Origin of the sequence: Bradyrhizobium sp. Bra64, from assembly GCF_024519875.1 — a bacterium.
GTDB lineage: Bacteria > Pseudomonadota > Alphaproteobacteria > Rhizobiales > Xanthobacteraceae > Bradyrhizobium > Bradyrhizobium japonicum_G.
In genome coordinates this window covers 82690-99119 of sequence record NZ_JALJRD010000001.1, presented here as the reverse complement: position 1 = coordinate 99119, position 16430 = coordinate 82690, and the positions used below count along the sequence as shown (strand labels likewise).

Below are 16430 nucleotides of genomic sequence, written 5' to 3'. Positions count from 1 at the left end.
TCACACCATCCGTTCCGCCACGACCATGTAGTTCACGTCCATATCTGACGAGAGCGTCCATTTGTCGGCGAAGGGGCTGTAGACGACGCCGGTCTGCTCGGTGATGACGAGGCGGTTGTCGAGGAGATATTTCGTCAGCTCGTCCGGCGTGACGAACTTGTTCCACTCGTGGGTGCCGCGCGGCAACCAGCGCAGGACATATTCGGCGCCGACGATGGCGAGCGCAAAGCTCTTCCAGTTCCGGTTCAGCGTCGAGACCACCATGAGGCCGTTCGGCTTCAGCATCGCGGCGCAGCGCTTCAGGAAGACGCCGACGTCGACGACGTGCTCGACCACCTCCATCGCCAGCACGATGTCGAAGCGCTCGCGCGGGTCGATCTCCTCCACCGTGGTGCAGCGGTAGTCGATCGCAAGATGGCCCTTGTCGGCATGCAGCTTCGCCGCGGCGATGTTGCTCACTGAGGGATCGACGCCGATGACCTGCGCCCCGAGGCGCGACAGCGGCTCGCACAGCAGGCCGGCGCCGCAGCCGATGTCGAGCACCCGCAGACCGCCAAGGCAATTGAGGCTGCGCACATTGCGCTCGAACTTGCGGCAGGCGGCGTCGCGGATGTAGCCGAGCCGCAGCGGGTTGATCCGGTGCAGCGGCGCCATCTTGCCGTTGGGATTCCACCATTCGGCCGAGAGCTTCGAGAATTTCGCGATCTCGGCGGCGTCGACGGTCGAGCCCGGCTGGGAGGCGGTGGTTGCGGAAGTATCTTGCTGCATGCTCATCGCTGGGCGCGGTCCTACCGCGTGGTGATCGAACTACGGAAGGCGAGGGGTGAGGCGATGGTCGAGATGGTCTCGCGACCTTCGCCAACGCCGTTGATGGTCACGTCGCCGTAGTTGAGAATTCGTCCAAGAATGGTCTGATTGACGTCGACGCTCTCGACCTTGTCCAGCGCCATCTCGAAGGTGCGGCGCTTGATGAATCCGGTCTTGTGCACAACCCTGAGATTGGTGACGTCGGTCTCGGTGGTGAAGCGATGGAACCAGCCCTTCACGGTCCAGTACAGCGCCGCCAGGGCGACCAGGCCGGAGCCGACGAGACAGAGCAGGACCAGCCCCTCGACGGCGGTTTGCCGGGACAAGACGAACAGGACGAGGGCCACGATCCAGGCCAGGATCGCCGGAAAATAGAAGATCCAGTGCGCATTGGTCGAATACAGCACCTTCTCGCCGGGCTGCAGGATCTCGTCGATATAACGCGCCATGATCTCGGTTAACCCACTACCCCCGCACCCTGCCCCAGCAGGAACCTGCTTGCCCCCGGCCCCGACGCTCTGTATACGCGCGTTCGGAATCCGCGGGACCACGTGGGTCACCATACTGATCCTTAAGAGGGAATGCACGCGTCGTCATGAGCCGCCTCGTGATGAAATTCGGCGGCACGTCCGTCGCCAATATCGACCGTATCCGCAACGTCGCACGCCATGTGAAGCGTGAGGTCGACGCCGGCCATGAAGTGGCTGTGGTCGTCTCCGCGATGTCCGGCAAGACCAACGAGCTGGTGGCCTGGTGCACCGAGGCCTCGCCGATGCACGACGCGCGCGAATATGACGCCGTGGTCGCCTCGGGCGAACAGGTCACTTCGGGACTGCTCGCCATCGTGCTTCAGGGCATGGGCATCCAGGCCCGTTCCTGGCAGGGCTGGCAGATCCCGATCAAGACCAGCGACGCCCATGCCTCGGCCCGGATCGAGGACATCGACGGCAGCGAGATCATCAAGCGCTTCCAGGAGCGGAAAGAGGTCGCTGTTATCGCCGGCTTCCAGGGCATCAACCCGGAGACCAATCGCATCACCACGCTCGGCCGCGGCGGCTCCGATACCTCGGCCGTGGCGATCGCCGCCGCCGTCAAGGCGGACCGCTGCGATATCTACACCGACGTCGATGGTGTCTACACCACCGACCCGCGAATCGTGCCGAAGGCCAAGAGGCTCGACAAGATCGCGTTCGAAGACATGCTGGAACTGGCCTCCCAGGGCGCAAAGGTGCTCCAGGTCCGCTCGGTGGAACTCGGCATGGTCCACAACATGCCGATCTTCGTCCGCTCGAGCTTCGACAAGCCCGAGGATATCGACCCGCATGCCAACCAGCCGCCCGGCACGCTGATCTGCAGCGAGGAGGAGATCATGGAAAGCCACGTCGTCACCGGTATCGCGTTTTCGAAGGACGAGGCCCAGATCTCGGTGCGCCAGATCGAGGACAAGCCCGGCGTTGCGGCCTCGATCTTCGGCCCGCTGGCCGACGCCAACATCAACGTCGACATGATCGTGCAGAACGTCTCCGAGGACGGCAAGACCACCGACCTCACCTTCACGGTGCCGGCCGCCGACTACACCCGCGCCAAGGACACGATTACCGCCGCCAAGGGCACGATCGGCTATGCGCGGCTCGACACCGCCACCGATGTCGCGAAAATCTCGGTGATCGGCAGCGGCATGCGCAGCCATGCCGGCGTCGCCGCCCAGGCGTTCTCGGCCCTCGCGGGGCGGAATATCAACATCCGGGCCATCACAACCTCCGAGATCAAGTTCTCGGTATTGATCGACACCGCCTATACCGAGCTTGCGGTGCGCACCCTGCACACGCTCTACGGTCTCGATCAGGTTTAGACGAATTTTCTCTTAGCGGTCGCAGCAAACGCGAAGGTGTCCACACTTTCGCGTTTGGCAGGCGTTTTGCTTGGCAAAACAAGCCCCAATTCGCTATACGGCGAACAGGGTGGGCTGCCGGAAACTGTGCCCCAGTTCAGGCGGTGCTGATTCGGCTCAGGCAACCGCCGGGGGCCGGCGCCGGACGAGCATATTTGTTGTTTTTCTGGATTTCTGGGCGAGCCGCCGTGGCCCTTTCGGTCCCGGCAGACGGAGGAGATTGACGGTTCATGCGGAGCGCGTCGGGAGGTCCCCGCGTCTTGTTGAGACGGCTCCGCGAAACCATGGCGGAGCAGGTCTCGGCCCAGGAGCGGCTGGACAAGATCGTGGTGCTGATCGCCGCCAACATGGTGGCCGAGGTCTGCTCGGTCTATGTGCTGCGCATCGACAACACGCTCGAGCTCTACGCCACCGAAGGCCTCAACCGCGAGGCGGTGCACCATACCGTGCTGACCGCCCATGAGGGGCTGGTCGGCCTCGTCGCGAGCGAGGCGACGCCGCTCAATCTGAGCGACGCGCAGAGCCATCCGGCCTTCTCGTTCCGCCCCGAGACCGGCGAAGAAATCTACCACTCCTTCCTCGGCGTGCCGGTCCTGCGCGCCGGCAACACGCTCGGCGTGCTGGTGGTGCAGAACCGCGCCAAGCGCAACTATGTCGAGGAGGAGCTCGAGGCGCTGCAGACCACCGCGATGGTGCTGGCGGAGCTGATCGCCTCCGGCGAACTGTCCGCGCTGGCCCAGCCGGGCCAGGAGCCGGCCGCGCGCCATTCAGCGCAGAAGGTCGGTGCCATCCTGTCGGAAGGCATCGCGCTCGGCCATGTCGTGCTGCACGAGCCGCGCGTCGTCATCAAGGACTACATCGCCGAGGACCTGCCGAAGGAGATCAAGCGGCTCGACACCGCGCTCGCCAAGCTGCGCGCCGATCTCGACCGCATGCTGGAGCGCGGCGACGTCGCCGAGGGCGGCGAGCACCGCGAGGTGCTGGAAGCCTACCGCATGTTCGCCAACGACCAGGGCTGGTCGCACAAGCTGCACGAGGCGGTCGCCACCGGCCTCACGGCGGAAGCCGCCGTCGAGCGCGTGCAGTCCGACACCCGCGCACGCATGCTGCGCTCGACCGATCCCTATCTGCGCGACCGGCTGCATGATCTGGAGGATCTCGGCTACCGCCTGATGCGGCAGCTGGTCGGCCAGGATCACGCGCCTTCACGTGAACAATTGCCCGACAATGCCATCGTCATCGCGCGCGCGATGGGCCCGGCGGCGCTGCTCGATTACGACCGCAAGCGCCTGCGCGGCATCGTGCTGGAGGAAGGCACCGCCAACTCCCACGTCTCGATCGTGGCGCGCGCGCTCGGCATCCCCGCGGTCGGCGAAGTCCCGAACGCGCCCGGCATCGCCGATCCCGGCGACGCCATCATCGTCGACGGCACCTCCGGCTCGATCTATGTCCGGCCGTCACAGGAGGTCGAGGCCGCCTTCGCCGAGCGCGTGCGCTTCCGCGCCCGCCGCCAGGCGCAGTATCTGGCGCTGCGCGACCTGCCCTGCGTCACCAGGGACGGCCAGAAGGTCGAGCTGATGATCAACGCGGGTCTTGCGATCGACCTGCCGCACATCGAGGATACCGGCAGCGCCGGCATCGGCCTGTTTCGCACCGAGCTGCAATTCATGGTCGGCCAGAGCCTGCCGCGCACCAGCGACCAGCTCGCGCTCTATCGTACCGTACTGGATGCCGCCGGCGCCAAGCCCGTCACCTTCCGCACCCTCGACATCGGCGGCGACAAGGCGCTGCCCTATATGGAAGCGGTGATCGAGGAAAACCCCGCGCTCGGATGGCGCGCGATCCGGCTCGGGCTCGACCGTCCCGGCCTGCTCCGCGGCCAGATCCGCGCGCTGCTGCGCGCCGGCGGCGGCCGCGCGCTGCGCATCATGTTCCCGATGATCTCGGAGGTCGCCGAATTCGATTCGGCGAAGGCGCTGGTCGAACGCGAGCTCACCTATCTGCGCCAGCACGGCCACACGCTGCCGGAGCGGATCGACATCGGCACCATGGTCGAAGTGCCCGCCCTGCTCTATCAGCTCGACGAGCTCCTGAAGAAGGTCGACTTCATCTCGGTCGGCTCCAACGATCTGTTCCAGTTCCTGTTCGCGGTCGACCGCGGCAACGCGAAAGTCTCCGAGCGCTTCGACACGATGTCGGCGCCGATTTTGCGCGCGCTTCGCGACATCGCGCGCAAGTCGCAGGCCGCGAAGAAATCGCTGTCGCTGTGCGGCGAGATGGCGTCGAAGCCGATCGGCGCGCTGGCGCTGATCGCGATGGGCTACCGCTCGCTGTCGCTTTCGGCGACCGCACTTGGTCCGGTCAAGGCGATGGTGATCGACCTCGACGCGAAGAAGGCCGAAGCGATGCTCGGCCCCTTGCTGGACGCACCCGCCGGGAGCGTCTCGATCCGGCAGAAGCTGACGGAATTTGCCGAGGCCGAAGGCCTGGCGTTGTAGCGGGCCTGCCGCCGCTTCCCGCCGCCTCGCCCTTTTCCGCATTTTGAGACCGAACCGATGTCGTCACTTCCCGAAGCCAAACTGGACATTCTGCTCGCGCATCACGCCTCGCTCGAGGCCGAATCGCTTGGCCAGCTCGCCTCCGAGCGCTATGTGCAGATCACGCGCGAGCTCGCCGAGATCACGCCGCTGATCGAAGCGGTCAAAGCCTATCGCTCCGCCGTCAAGGAGCTTGCCGACACCGAGGCGCTGATCGCCGATCCCGCGACCGATGCCGAGATGCGGAGCATGGCGGAGGCCGAGCGCGACGAGCTCAATCCGAAGATCGAAGCGCTGGTCCAGGAGATCCGCGTCGCGCTGCTGCCCAAGGACGCCATGGACGACCGCAACGTGGTGCTGGAAATCCGCGCCGGCACCGGCGGCGACGAAGCCTCGCTGTTCGCCGGCGACCTGTTCCGGATGTATGAGCGCTTCGCCAGCTTGCAGGGCTGGAAGGTCGAGGTGATCTCGGCGAGCGAAGGCACCGTCGGCGGCTACAAGGAGATCATCGCGGAGGTACAGGGCCGCGGCGCGTTCTCCAAGCTGAAGTTCGAATCCGGCGTGCACCGCGTGCAGCGCGTGCCCGACACCGAGACGCAGGGCCGCATCCATACGTCCGCCGCCACCGTCGCCGTGCTGCCGGAGGTCGAGGACGTCGACGTCGACATCAAGAATGACGATCTGCGGATCGAGACCATGCGCGCGCAGGGCGCCGGCGGCCAGCACGTCAACAAGACGGAATCGGCGATCCGCATCACCCACATTCCGACCGGCATCGTGGTGATGATGCAGGACAGCCGCTCGCAGCACAAGAACCGCGCTTCCGCCATGAACATCCTGCGCTCGCGCATCTACGACGCGGAGCAACAACGCCTTGACGCCGCACGCTCCGCCGAGCGCAAGGAGAAGGTCGGCTCCGGCGACCGCAGCGAGCGCATCCGCACCTACAATTTCCCGCAAGGGCGCGTCACCGATCACCGCATCAATCTGACGCTCTACAAGCTGCCGCAGGTGATCGCCGGCGAAGCGCTCGGCGAATTGGTCGACGCGCTGACCACCGAGCACCAGGCGGCGCAGCTCGCTGCCCAAGGCGTGGCGGCATGACGGGCACGTGAGCAATCCCTTCACCGGACTATCGATCGAGAGCGCGCGGCGCGCGCTGGCGGCAAAACTGCGATCGGCACAGCTCGACGACGTCGAGCTCGACGCCCGCATCCTGCTAGGTGCGGCGCTCGGCCTCGATCTGACCGGTCTGATCGCGCAGGGCGCCCGCCCCCTCGGCGAAGCCGAGGCGGCGCGGCTCGCGCAGCATGCCGAGCGCCGGATCGCGGGCGAGCCGGTGGCGCGCATTCTCGGCACAGCCGAATTCTGGGGCCTGCCGTTTCGTCTGTCGGAAGCAACGCTGGTGCCGCGTCCCGATACCGAAACCGTGGTCGAGCGCGCGCTCGAGCTGTTTGGCGAGCGGCAAATATCTCATCCGCCGCGAATCGCGGATGTCGGCACCGGGTCGGGCGCCATTCTGCTCGCGCTGCTGCACGAAATTCCCGATGCCTTCGGTGTCGGCACCGATCTCAGCCCGAACGCCCTCGACACCGCGAGGAGCAATGCCGCTGCTCTGGGCCTCGCCGGCCGCGCCGGCTTCGTCGCCTGCTCCTACGCAGCGGCGCTCCGCGGCCCGTTCGACCTCATCGTCTCGAACCCGCCCTATATTCCCTCGGCCGAGATTCCGAAACTGAGCGTCGAGGTGCGCGAGCACGATCCACATCTGGCACTCGACGGCGGCAATGACGGCTATGACGCTTATCGCGCCCTGATCCCTCAGGCGAGCGAACGACTGGCCCCCGGCGGAGCGCTGATCGTCGAGGCCGGGCAGGGCCAGGCCCGGAATATTGAAACCTTGATGACGGCTGCCGCGTTGGTTGTGGACAGGCCGCCCAGGGCCGATCTGGCGGGTATCCTGCGGGCGGTTTCGGCCCGAAAAATGCCCCCATAAAAGCCGGATTGGACTGCAAAAAACCTCTTGGAATATCCCTTGGGAACGACTACGTTCCGATCAACACATCGGTGCCGGCCCCGTAGATCTACGGACGAAAGCCGGGCTCTCGGGCGAGAGCTTTACTGATTTAAAGGTTCCAAGCCGCAGGTCCTGTGAAGCGCGATGGCCATTGGAGCTGCGCTGCTCTCCGACCGCAAAGTGAACGAAAGCCTGATATTGCGCTTGAAGACTTACGCAACACAGCTGGGCTTGTTTCGGCAGGCGAAATGAATGGGTTCGCTGGCGATCAATGCTGGCGGGTGGGGAACGCGTCTTTGTTGAACGCGACGGTCGACGAACATCGGCAGGGATCAATTCCGCGCTCGCGCGCGGTGCGCGCAAGCGGTGTGAACCGCTGTCATCGGGTCACTCCTAGCAATCAGTAATGCGTGCAACCTTTAGGGCTGGAATTAAAGGCAGGACATGAGAAACGGTCAGAACAAGCAGCGGATGCGCAACCGCAACAACAACAATAACAACAATAATAATAACAACCGACGCGGCCAGAACCCGATGACCCGGGTCTACGAGTCCAACGGACCCGACATCAAGATCCGCGGCACGGCTTCGCATATTGCTGAAAAATATCTGCAGCTCGCGCGCGACGCGCGCTCGTCAGGCGATCCCGTTGCGGCCGAGAATTACTACCAGCACGCCGAGCATTATTTCCGCCTGATCGCGACGGCCCAGGAACAGTTCCGCCAGAACCAGCAGCCGCGCGGCGACGAGCCGATCAGCAACAACAGCGGCGACGACGGCGAGGACGACGGCGAGAATTTCTCGAATTTCGGCCAGGAGCCGGGTTTCGTCCCGCAGCCGCCGCCGCCGCAGCAGCCCTTCATGCGCGACCGCGACGGCCAGCGCGATCATCACCAGCGTGACCATCAGCCGCGCGAAAACCAGCCCTATCAGCGCGAGAACCAGCAGCCGCGCGAGCACCGTGAACGTGAGCACCGTCCGCAGCCGCAATACCAGCCCCAGCCTCAGCCGCTCCCGCTGAACCAGCCGCAGCCCGTCGTTGCCGACGCCGGCAGCGTCGACCGTCTGCCCTCCTTCATCACCGGCCCGCAGCCGCAAGTGAATGGTGGCGCGAATGTCCCGGGCGCCTTCGAAGGCGGTGGTGCCGGTGAACGCTTTCCGCGGCGGCGCCGCCGGCCGCATGGCCCGCGCCCCGAGCGCGAAGCTGCTCCGGCCGCATCGAGCGACGAAGTGGCCGGCGAGTAGGCTGCAACGCCGTCGCCAGACTGAACCAGATATCCTGAACTGAATCGTCCCGGCCTCGCCGGGACGATTTGTTTTCAGCCGCGCGTCGCCGTCGTCGAGGACGGCACCAGCACCGGCTTGGCCAGCGAGGGAATCAACCGCGCCCGCTCGCGCTTGGCGGGGATGGCGCGGTAGACCTGCTTGGTGGCCTCGACGATGTGCACGCCGGCGAAGGGCAGCGACAGCGCCGCACCGGCGCGCTCCCACATCTGCGCGGATCTCAGCACCCAGCCGCCGGCATAAGGCGGCATGAAAAGCGCCTCGCCCCAGGCGGTCGGGGTGAACCAGGTCTGGCGCAAAAGGTCGGTGATCTGCGAGCGCGAATAGGGGCGGCCGTGACCGAACGGCGTGCTGTCGGTGCGGGTCCACACCCCGCGCCGGTTCGGGATGACCGCGATCACGCGGCCGGATGGCGACAGCACGCGCCACACCTCGCGCAGCAGCGCGGCTGGATCGTCCGACATTTCCAGCGCGTGAATCAGAAGAATGCGATCCACCGCAGCGTCAGGGAGCGGCAGCGAGAACTCATCCACCAGCGAGGCCAGCGCCGGCCGTCCCGTCGGCCATTTCAAGACCCCCTGCGCCGAGGGCATGAAGGCGATGCAGCGCTCGGCATCTTCGCGGAACAGGCCGAGATAGGGCGTGGGATAGCCGATGCCGAGCACGCGCTGGCCCCCGGCACGCGGCCAGCGTTCCCTGATGCCGCGATTGATCATTTGCCGCGCCACGATCCCGAGGCGGCGGGAGTAGAATTCGCGGAGGTCGACGACATCAATGGTCATGACGGCAATGTAACATGCACGAGGCAGCTCCCGCGCGCGGAATATTGCATTGCCTGCGCAACGTTAAGGCCATATTTGTCTGGCGGGGCTGAGCCCGATGGAGATGACATGGCCGCCGAAATTCGTACTTTCAACTGTTTAAACGACAATTTCGGTTATCTGATCCACGATGTGGAAACCAAGGCGACGGCGTCGATCGACGCTCCGGAGGCCGGTCCCATCCTGAAGGCGCTGGAGCGCGAGGGCTGGCAACTCACCGACATCCTGATCACCCATCATCATGGCGATCATGTCGGCGGCGTCGCCGAACTCAAGCAGAAATACAATTGCCGCGTCGTCGCGCCGCACGACAAGACGACGAAGATCGCAGACGTCGACCTGCGCGTCGCCAATGCCGAAATCGTCAAGGTCGGCAGCCTGCTGGGGCGCGTCCTGGAGACGCCGGGCCACACGCTCGACCACATCTCCTACGTGTTCGACACCGAGAAGACGGTGTTCGCCGCCGACACGCTGTTCTCGATCGGCTGCGGCCGCGTGTTTGAGGGCACCTATCCGATGATGTGGGATTCGCTTTTGAAGCTGCGTGCCCTGCCCGACGACTTCAAGCTCTATTGCGGCCATGAATACACGGCGTCCAACGTCAAATTCGCGCTCACCGTCGACCCCGACAATGCGGCGCTCCAGGCGCGCGCGGCGGAGGTGGCGAAGCTGCGGGCCGAGAACAGGCCGACCATTCCCTCACTGCTTGGTGACGAGAAGCGAGCAAACGTGTTCCTGCGTGCTGACGAACCCTCGGTCGCAGCCAGGCTGCACATGAAGGGTGCGGATGCCGCCGCGGTGTTCGGCGAGCTGCGCGAGCGCAAAAACAAATCCTGACGGGGATCGATGCCGACCGCAGCCGAGATCATCGCGCGCCTCGAACTCCGCCCGCATCCCGAAGGCGGGCATTACCGCGAGACGTTTCGCGACCAGGCCGCGGACGCCAATGGCCGGTCGCGCTCGACCCTCATTTACTTCCTGCTTGCGCGCGACGAACGTTCGCAGTGGCATCGCATCGATGCGGTCGAGATCTGGCACTATTACGCCGGCAGCCCGCTGACGCTGCGCATCGCCCATGAGGGCTGCTCGCAGCACGAGGTGAGGCTCGGCACCGACCTCGTGAACGGCGAGCGGCCGCAGGGAATCGTGCCGGCGAATGCCTGGCAGATGGCGGAGACCACCGGGGAATGGACGCTGGTCGGCTGCACCGTGGCGCCGGCGTTCGAGTTCGCGAAATTCGAACTCGCGCCGAAGGGCTGGGAGCCTTAAACCGAATTGTCGTTCCGGCCCGCGCGGAGCGCGAACCCGGCATGACAGTTACCGCTTCCGCAGCACCATGTCCTTCGCCGCGATCAGGCCGCCGCCGGCGATCAGGACCGCGGCAATGGCGATGTTGGCGCTGGCTTTCGCGAAACCGGCAGCGATGAGGAAGCCGGTTGAGAGCAGCGGCGTCGCGTAGGAGGCTGCGCCGAGCACGCGGATGTCACCGCGCTTCATGCCGATGTCCCAGGCGTAGAATGCCGCACCGACAGGGCCGATGCCGAGCGCGATGACGGAAAGCCATTGCAGCGTGGTCTCCGGCCACACGGTGGTTTCCAGTGCGGCATGCATCAGCGCGGCCAGCGCGGCCGTGGCAAGGCAGAATCCCGCGACCGCATCCGTCGGCACCGCCTTGAGCCGGCGCGACAGCACAGAATAGGCCGCCCAGACGAACGCCGCGACGAACGCGGCAATCAGTCCCGGCATCTGGCCCGGCGCGAAGCCGGAGGTGCTTCCGGCGAACAGCAGCACGGTGCCGACGAGACCGAGCACCGCGCCGATGATGTGATGTATGGCAAGCCGCTCGCCCGGCAGGAACGACGAGAACAGCACGATCAGCAGCGGCCACATGTAATTCAAAAGGCCGGCTTCGGCCGGCGGCGCAAAGCGCAGCGCCAGGAAATAGAGCGCGTGATAGCCGAACAGGCCGCCGACGCCGACAATCCACACGACCAGCGGCTGAACCAGGCTCTTGGCCGCATCGCCGCGACCGATCCAGGTGAGGAGGCCGACGAGTCCGCCGATCGCGAACGTCATCGCGGCGAGCTGGAACGCCGGGATCTTTCCGGTCGCCACCGTCATCACTGACAGCAGCGACCACATCAGGATCGCGGTCAATCCGATCAGCGTCGCGGTGCGGGGAGTCATCAATCAAAAGGCTCTGAGGACGTTTATGCCCGGCACGAGGCCGGGCATTTTCGTCTTCACTATCGCCTTGTCGCGCCCGAAGCTACAGGCATTTGGCTCAAAGGATTTGAGCCAAGAGAACTGGCGCCACTTCAGGCCTGATATTGGCCGCCATTGATGGTCAGCGTCGAGCCGGTGATGAAGCCGGCCTCGTCGGCGGCCAGGAACACGACCGCGCGCGCGATCTCTTCCGGTTCGCCGAGCCGGTTGACCGGGATCTGCGGGATCACGTTCTTTTCCAGGACGTCCTTGGGCACTGCCTGCACCATTTCGGTGTTGATGTAGCCGGGGCAGATCGCATTGACGGTGATGCCGCCCTTGGCGTTCTCGAGTGCGAGCGCCTTGGTGAAGCCGATGTCACCGGCCTTCGCCGCCGAATAGTTGACCTGGCCGAACTGTCCCTTCTGGCCGTTGATCGACGAGATAGAGATGATCCGGCCGAATTTGCGGGCACGCATGCCTTCGATCACCGGGCGCGTCATGTTGAACAGCGAACCGAGATTGGTATTGATGACCGCGTTCCACTGCTCGAGCGTCATCTTGTGGAAAGCGGTGTCGCGGGTGATGCCGGCATTGTTGACGAGCACGTCGATCGGGCCGACCTCGGCCTCGACCTTCTTCACGCCCTCGGCGCAGGCGTCGAAACTGCTGACGTCCCATTTGTAGACGGCAATGCCGGTCTCGGCCTTGAACTTCTCCGCCGCCGCATCGTTGCCGGCGTAGCTCGCCGCAACCTTGTATCCCGCCGCCTTCAGCGCCTTGCTGATCGCCGCTCCGATGCCCCGCGTACCACCCGTGACCAATGCAACACGTGCCATGTCGTATTCCTTCCCTTGGACTCTTCGGACGTTTCTGAGTGATCGTTTTTAGATGCGGATTATGCGGGACGTTTGACGGACATCAAGAACAAAACGCCCGGCGTTGAGCCGGGCGTTTCTCTTTAGTCGAGGCGTGCACGGTTGCGAAGAATATTTGATTTGCAACCGCCGCCTTTTTAATCGCGTGCAATGCACTCACCATGTGTGCAGCGCACGCGCAGATTACGCGTCAGCTCTCTCAGTCGCGTGCCAGACACATTGCGATACCCATGCCGCCGCCGATGCACAGCGTGGCGAGGCCCTTCTTCGAATCGCGCTTCTGCATCTCGTGCAGCAGCGTCACCAGCACACGCGCGCCGGAGGCGCCGACCGGATGGCCGATCGCGATCGCGCCGCCATTGACGTTGACCTTGGAGGTATCCCAGCCGAGGTCCTTGTTGACGGCGCAGGCCTGCGCCGCGAAGGCTTCGTTGGCCTCGATCAGGTCGAGGTCACCGACATTCCAGCCGGCCTTCTTCAGCGCGGCGCGCGAGGCCGGGATCGGGCCGGAGCCCATGATCTTCGGATCGACGCCGGCCTGAGCCCACGACACGATGCGCGCGAGCGGCTTCTTGCCTTCCTTGGCAGCCTGCTTTGCGGTCATCAGCACCACGGCGGCAGCGCCGTCATTGATGCCGGAAGCAGAGCCCGCGGTGACCGTGCCTTCCTTCTCGAAAGCGGGACGGAGCTTCGCCATCGCATCTAACGTGGCGCCGTGGCGCGGATATTCGTCGGCGCTGACGACGACATCGCCCTTGCGGCCCTTGATGGTGACGGGGACGATCTCGTCGTTGAACTTGCCGGCCTTCTGCGCAGCTTCGGCCTTCTGCTGCGAGGCGACCGCGAACTCGTCCTGCTGGGCGCGGGTGATCTGCCACTGGCGCGCGACGTTCTCGGCGGTGTTGCCCATATGGTATCCGTTGAAGGCATCCCACAGGCCGTCCTTGATCATGGTGTCGATGAACTCGACCGGGCCCATCTTGACGCCGCCGCGCAGGTACTGGGCGTGCGGAGCCATGCTCATGGATTCCTGGCCGCCGGCGACGACGATCTCGGAATCTCCGTTGAGCAGCGCCTGATAGCCGAGCGCGACGGTGCGCAGGCCCGAGCCGCAAAGCTGGTTCACGCCCCAGGCAGGGCTCTCCACCGGAATGCCGGCGGCGATCGAGGCCTGGCGGGCCGGGTTCTGGCCTTGGGCAGCGGTCAGGATCTGGCCCATGATGACTTCGGAGACCCGGCCAGGCTCGATGCCACCACGCTCCAGCGCGGCCTTGATGGCGATGGCGCCGAGGTCATGGGCGGGAAGGGTCGCGAACGCTCCGTTGAAGCTTCCGACCGGGGTGCGGGCGGCGCTGACGATGACGACATCGTCTGACATGGGCATCTCCTGGGGTTGAATGGGGGCAGACGGGGCTGGGAAAAGGCTCGCCAGTCTCGAACGGCATCCTGTTAACGTCGTTGAGGCATGTCAATCGGCTGGTGACCGAATTGATGCCGCAGCGCATTCAAAATAGCGTTCTTGGCGCTTTCGCAAGCAAGATTTTGCTCCGCAATTAACCGTGGCGCACAAAACGGTAGCGTGACCCCTTTGAAAATGCTTATTTTGTTGCGTTGCGTACTCTTCCCGCCCTGCGGCATAGCCCGCCGGGTTCCCGTTCTCCGCGTTGCAAGTGAGAGCCCATGGCGAAATCAGACCAACCCACCACCATCAAGAAATACGCGAACCGACGGCTCTATAACACCGGAACGAGCACCTATGTGACGCTGGAAGACCTCGCCGCCATGGTCAAGGACGGCGAAGATTTCCTCGTCTACGACGCCAAGACCGGCGACGACATCACCCGCTCCGTGCTCGCCCAGATCATCTTCGAGCAGGAAAACAAGGCCGGGCAGAACCTGCTCCCGACCACGTTCCTGCGCCAGCTGATCCGCTTCTACGGCGACAGCATGCAGATGGTGGTGCCGAAATATCTGGAGCAGGCAATCGCGTCGCTGACCCAGGAGCAGGAAAAGTTCCGCAAGCAGATCGCCAACTCACTCTCCGGAACCCCGTTTGCGCCGCTGGAAGAACAGGTCCGCCGCAACATGGAGCTGTTCCAGCAGACCTTCTCGATGTTCAAGCCGTTTGTCCCCACGGCAGGCCGCCCGGCGGCGACCACCACCGAGCCCGAATCCGATGCGAGCGCGGAGCCGGCCAAGGACACCAACATCGACGACTTGCGCCAGCAGATGAAGGACATGCAGGAACGCCTCGAGCGCATGTCGAAAAAGGACGAGTAGGTCTTTCGTTCGCACCGGCGCGCCCGCATGCAGCGGGTGCGCAAACGACCGATTGATCGTGGCGTCCTCATTTATGCGCCGCCGTCCCGGCCATGGCCGGAGCCCCCATGTCTGACCGCACCACGCACTGGGACACCGTCTACGCCACCAAGGGTGAAGCCGAGGTCAGCTGGTTTCAGGACAGCCCGGCGATTTCGCTCGAGATGATACGCGCGGCCAATCCGGACCATGACGCCGTCATCATCGACATCGGCGGCGGCGCGTCGCGGCTCGTGGACGCGCTCCTGCAGGACGGATACCGCACTCTCGCGGTACTGGACCTCTCCGCCAACGCGCTCCAGAAAGCGAAGACGCGAATCGGCCAGGCCGCCTCAACGGTCGACTGGATCGTTGCCGACGCCACGGCATGGCGACCGACGAAGACCTACGACGTCTGGCACGATCGCGCCGCGTTTCACTTCCTGACGGATCCGCGCGACAGGGCGGCTTATGTCGAACGCCTGCGGTCGGCGATCGCACCGGGCGGACACGTCATCATCGCCACGTTCGCACTCGACGGTCCGGAGAAATGCAGCGGCTTGCCGGTGCAGCGCCACGACAGCGCAAGCCTCTCAGCCGAGCTCGGGCGGGATTTCGAGCTGGTGGAGGTGCGGAGCGAGATTCACCACACACCGTGGCAATCGACGCAGGCGTTTCAGTTCAGCCGGTTTACGCGACGGCGCGCATAAGCGCGCGTCGAAGGACGGAGAGGGCTCTGGCTACGCCGCCAGCTTCACCGCATGCGCAAAGTCCCAATAGAGTTTTCGCGCCTTGGTGTAGAACGGGCCTGGCTTCAGCTCACGATCGTCGATGCGAATCACCGGCGCGACCTTGGCGAAATTGCCGGACGAGAAGATCTCGTCGGCGGCAAGGAAATCCGCATAGCGCAGGGTCTTCTCGACGACGGTAATTCCGTCGCCGCGAAGCAGACTGATGACACGCTGGCGTGTGATGCCGTTCAGGAAGGTGCCGTTCGGGACCGGCGTGTAGACCACGCCGTCCTTGGCCATGAACACGTTGGAATTGCCGAACTCCGCGACATTGCCGAGCATGTCGAGCATCAGCGCGTTCTGGAAGCCGCGCGAGGCGGCTTCGGCCAGCGCGCGCGAATTGTTCGGATAGAGACAGGCGGCCTTGGCATCGACCGGGGCGCATTCGGCCGTGGGCCTTCGGAACGGCGACAGCGTGATGGCGTTGCCGACGGGCTTCGGCATCGGTGCCTCGTAGGTGCACAGGCACCAATTGGTGGTCTCGGCGTCGAACAGCACGCCGCCGCCCGAGCCGTTCTGCGCCCAGTACATCGGACGGACGTAAAGTTCGGCATTGGCCGCGAAGCGCGCGATTCCTTCGTTTGCCAGTGCCAGCCAGGTGCCGGTGTCGACCACCGGCTTCAAACCAAAATTGATCGCAGACTGATTGGCGCGGGCGAGGTGACGGTCGAGATCGGGCGCCACGCCCTCGAACGCGCGGGCGCCGTCGAACACGACCGAACCGAGCCAGGCCGCATGCGTGCGCGGGCCCATGATCGGCACGTTGCCGTCATGCCATTTGCCCTCGAAGAAGGTCCAGCTCGGCGAATATTCGATGGGCTTTTTGATCTCGGCCATGACCGGCCTCCCCTTGGCGTGGTGCCGTAATATAGCAACACATTGGTCGTAAATTCTAAATGATTCC

Annotated in this window: 16 protein-coding genes; 9 read left to right on the top strand and 7 right to left on the bottom strand. The window is 64.7% G+C overall.

The window, feature by feature from the left end; translation table 11 throughout:
- Both ubiG and NR187_RS00430 read right to left on the bottom strand, forming a co-directional pair.
- Positions 1 to 774 carry a bifunctional 2-polyprenyl-6-hydroxyphenol methylase/3-demethylubiquinol 3-O-methyltransferase UbiG gene (gene ubiG, locus NR187_RS00435; protein ID WP_211386120.1) on the bottom strand — a complete coding sequence of 258 codons (774 nt, stop codon included), beginning with the start codon at positions 772 to 774 and terminating at the stop codon, positions 1 to 3.
- A gap of 14 nt (positions 775 to 788) precedes the next feature.
- The gene (locus NR187_RS00430; protein WP_256805459.1) at positions 789 to 1256 is read right to left on the bottom strand and encodes a PH domain-containing protein; all 468 of its coding nucleotides are present in this window, start codon (positions 1254 to 1256) and stop codon (positions 789 to 791) included.
- 146 nt (positions 1257 to 1402) lie between these two features.
- Between NR187_RS00430 and NR187_RS00425 the strand changes: the two genes are divergently transcribed.
- The 5 genes from NR187_RS00425 (at position 1403) to NR187_RS00405 (ending at position 8494) form a co-directional block, all read left to right on the top strand.
- Entirely contained in the window at positions 1403 to 2659 is a 1257-nt protein-coding gene (locus NR187_RS00425) for an aspartate kinase (protein ID WP_211386118.1), read from the top strand.
- Positions 2660 to 2928: 269 nt separating this feature from the next.
- The gene (ptsP, locus tag NR187_RS00420) at positions 2929 to 5196 is read left to right on the top strand and encodes a phosphoenolpyruvate--protein phosphotransferase (RefSeq protein ID WP_211386117.1); all 2268 of its coding nucleotides are present in this window, start codon (positions 2929 to 2931) and stop codon (positions 5194 to 5196) included.
- 57 nt (positions 5197 to 5253) lie between these two features.
- Entirely contained in the window at positions 5254 to 6339 is a 1086-nt protein-coding gene (gene prfA / locus NR187_RS00415; RefSeq protein ID WP_256805458.1) for a peptide chain release factor 1, read from the top strand.
- A gap of 7 nt (positions 6340 to 6346) precedes the next feature.
- Positions 6347 to 7228, top strand: a complete 882-nt coding sequence (gene prmC / locus NR187_RS00410) for a peptide chain release factor N(5)-glutamine methyltransferase (RefSeq protein WP_256805457.1) — start codon at positions 6347 to 6349, stop codon at positions 7226 to 7228.
- Positions 7229 to 7693: 465 nt separating this feature from the next.
- Positions 7694 to 8494: a DUF4167 domain-containing protein gene (locus NR187_RS00405; RefSeq protein WP_211386114.1), complete on the top strand. Its 801-nt coding sequence runs from the start codon at positions 7694 to 7696 to the stop codon at positions 8492 to 8494.
- Between the two features lie 74 nt (positions 8495 to 8568).
- On the opposite strand, the gene NR187_RS00400 is transcribed toward NR187_RS00405, so the two are convergent.
- The gene (locus tag NR187_RS00400; RefSeq protein ID WP_211386113.1) at positions 8569 to 9315 is read right to left on the bottom strand and encodes a methyltransferase domain-containing protein; all 747 of its coding nucleotides are present in this window, start codon (positions 9313 to 9315) and stop codon (positions 8569 to 8571) included.
- 108 nt (positions 9316 to 9423) lie between these two features.
- On the opposite strand from NR187_RS00400, the gene gloB reads away from it, so the two are divergent.
- A complete protein-coding gene (gloB, locus tag NR187_RS00395; protein ID WP_256805456.1) occupies positions 9424 to 10191 on the top strand; it encodes a hydroxyacylglutathione hydrolase in 768 nt (255 codons plus the stop codon).
- Positions 10192 to 10200: 9 nt separating this feature from the next.
- A complete protein-coding gene (locus tag NR187_RS00390; RefSeq protein ID WP_256805453.1) occupies positions 10201 to 10623 on the top strand; it encodes a cupin domain-containing protein in 423 nt (140 codons plus the stop codon).
- Positions 10624 to 10671: 48 nt separating this feature from the next.
- Here NR187_RS00390 and NR187_RS00385 read toward each other — a convergent pair whose 3' ends face one another.
- From NR187_RS00385 to NR187_RS00375, 3 genes are all read right to left on the bottom strand, one after another.
- The gene (locus NR187_RS00385) at positions 10672 to 11541 is read right to left on the bottom strand and encodes a DMT family transporter (RefSeq protein WP_256805452.1); all 870 of its coding nucleotides are present in this window, start codon (positions 11539 to 11541) and stop codon (positions 10672 to 10674) included.
- Between the two features lie 131 nt (positions 11542 to 11672).
- On the bottom strand, positions 11673 to 12398 hold the full coding sequence (phbB, locus tag NR187_RS00380) for an acetoacetyl-CoA reductase (RefSeq protein ID WP_027515120.1): 726 nt from the start codon (positions 12396 to 12398) through the stop codon (positions 11673 to 11675).
- A gap of 238 nt (positions 12399 to 12636) precedes the next feature.
- A complete protein-coding gene (locus NR187_RS00375; RefSeq protein ID WP_211386109.1) occupies positions 12637 to 13815 on the bottom strand; it encodes an acetyl-CoA C-acetyltransferase in 1179 nt (392 codons plus the stop codon).
- 302 nt (positions 13816 to 14117) lie between these two features.
- Here NR187_RS00375 and phaR point away from each other — a divergent pair, with 302 nt between their 5' ends.
- Both phaR and NR187_RS00365 read left to right on the top strand, forming a co-directional pair.
- Complete coding sequence (gene phaR / locus NR187_RS00370) at positions 14118 to 14717, top strand: polyhydroxyalkanoate synthesis repressor PhaR (RefSeq protein WP_211386108.1); 600 nt, start codon at positions 14118 to 14120, stop codon at positions 14715 to 14717.
- A 107-nt stretch (positions 14718 to 14824) separates the two neighbouring features.
- Complete coding sequence (locus NR187_RS00365; RefSeq protein ID WP_256805448.1) at positions 14825 to 15445, top strand: trans-aconitate 2-methyltransferase; 621 nt, start codon at positions 14825 to 14827, stop codon at positions 15443 to 15445.
- A 30-nt stretch (positions 15446 to 15475) separates the two neighbouring features.
- On the opposite strand, the gene NR187_RS00360 is transcribed toward NR187_RS00365, so the two are convergent.
- A complete protein-coding gene (locus NR187_RS00360; protein WP_256805446.1) occupies positions 15476 to 16363 on the bottom strand; it encodes a branched-chain amino acid aminotransferase in 888 nt (295 codons plus the stop codon).
- Between the last annotated feature and the right edge of the window lie 67 nt (positions 16364 to 16430).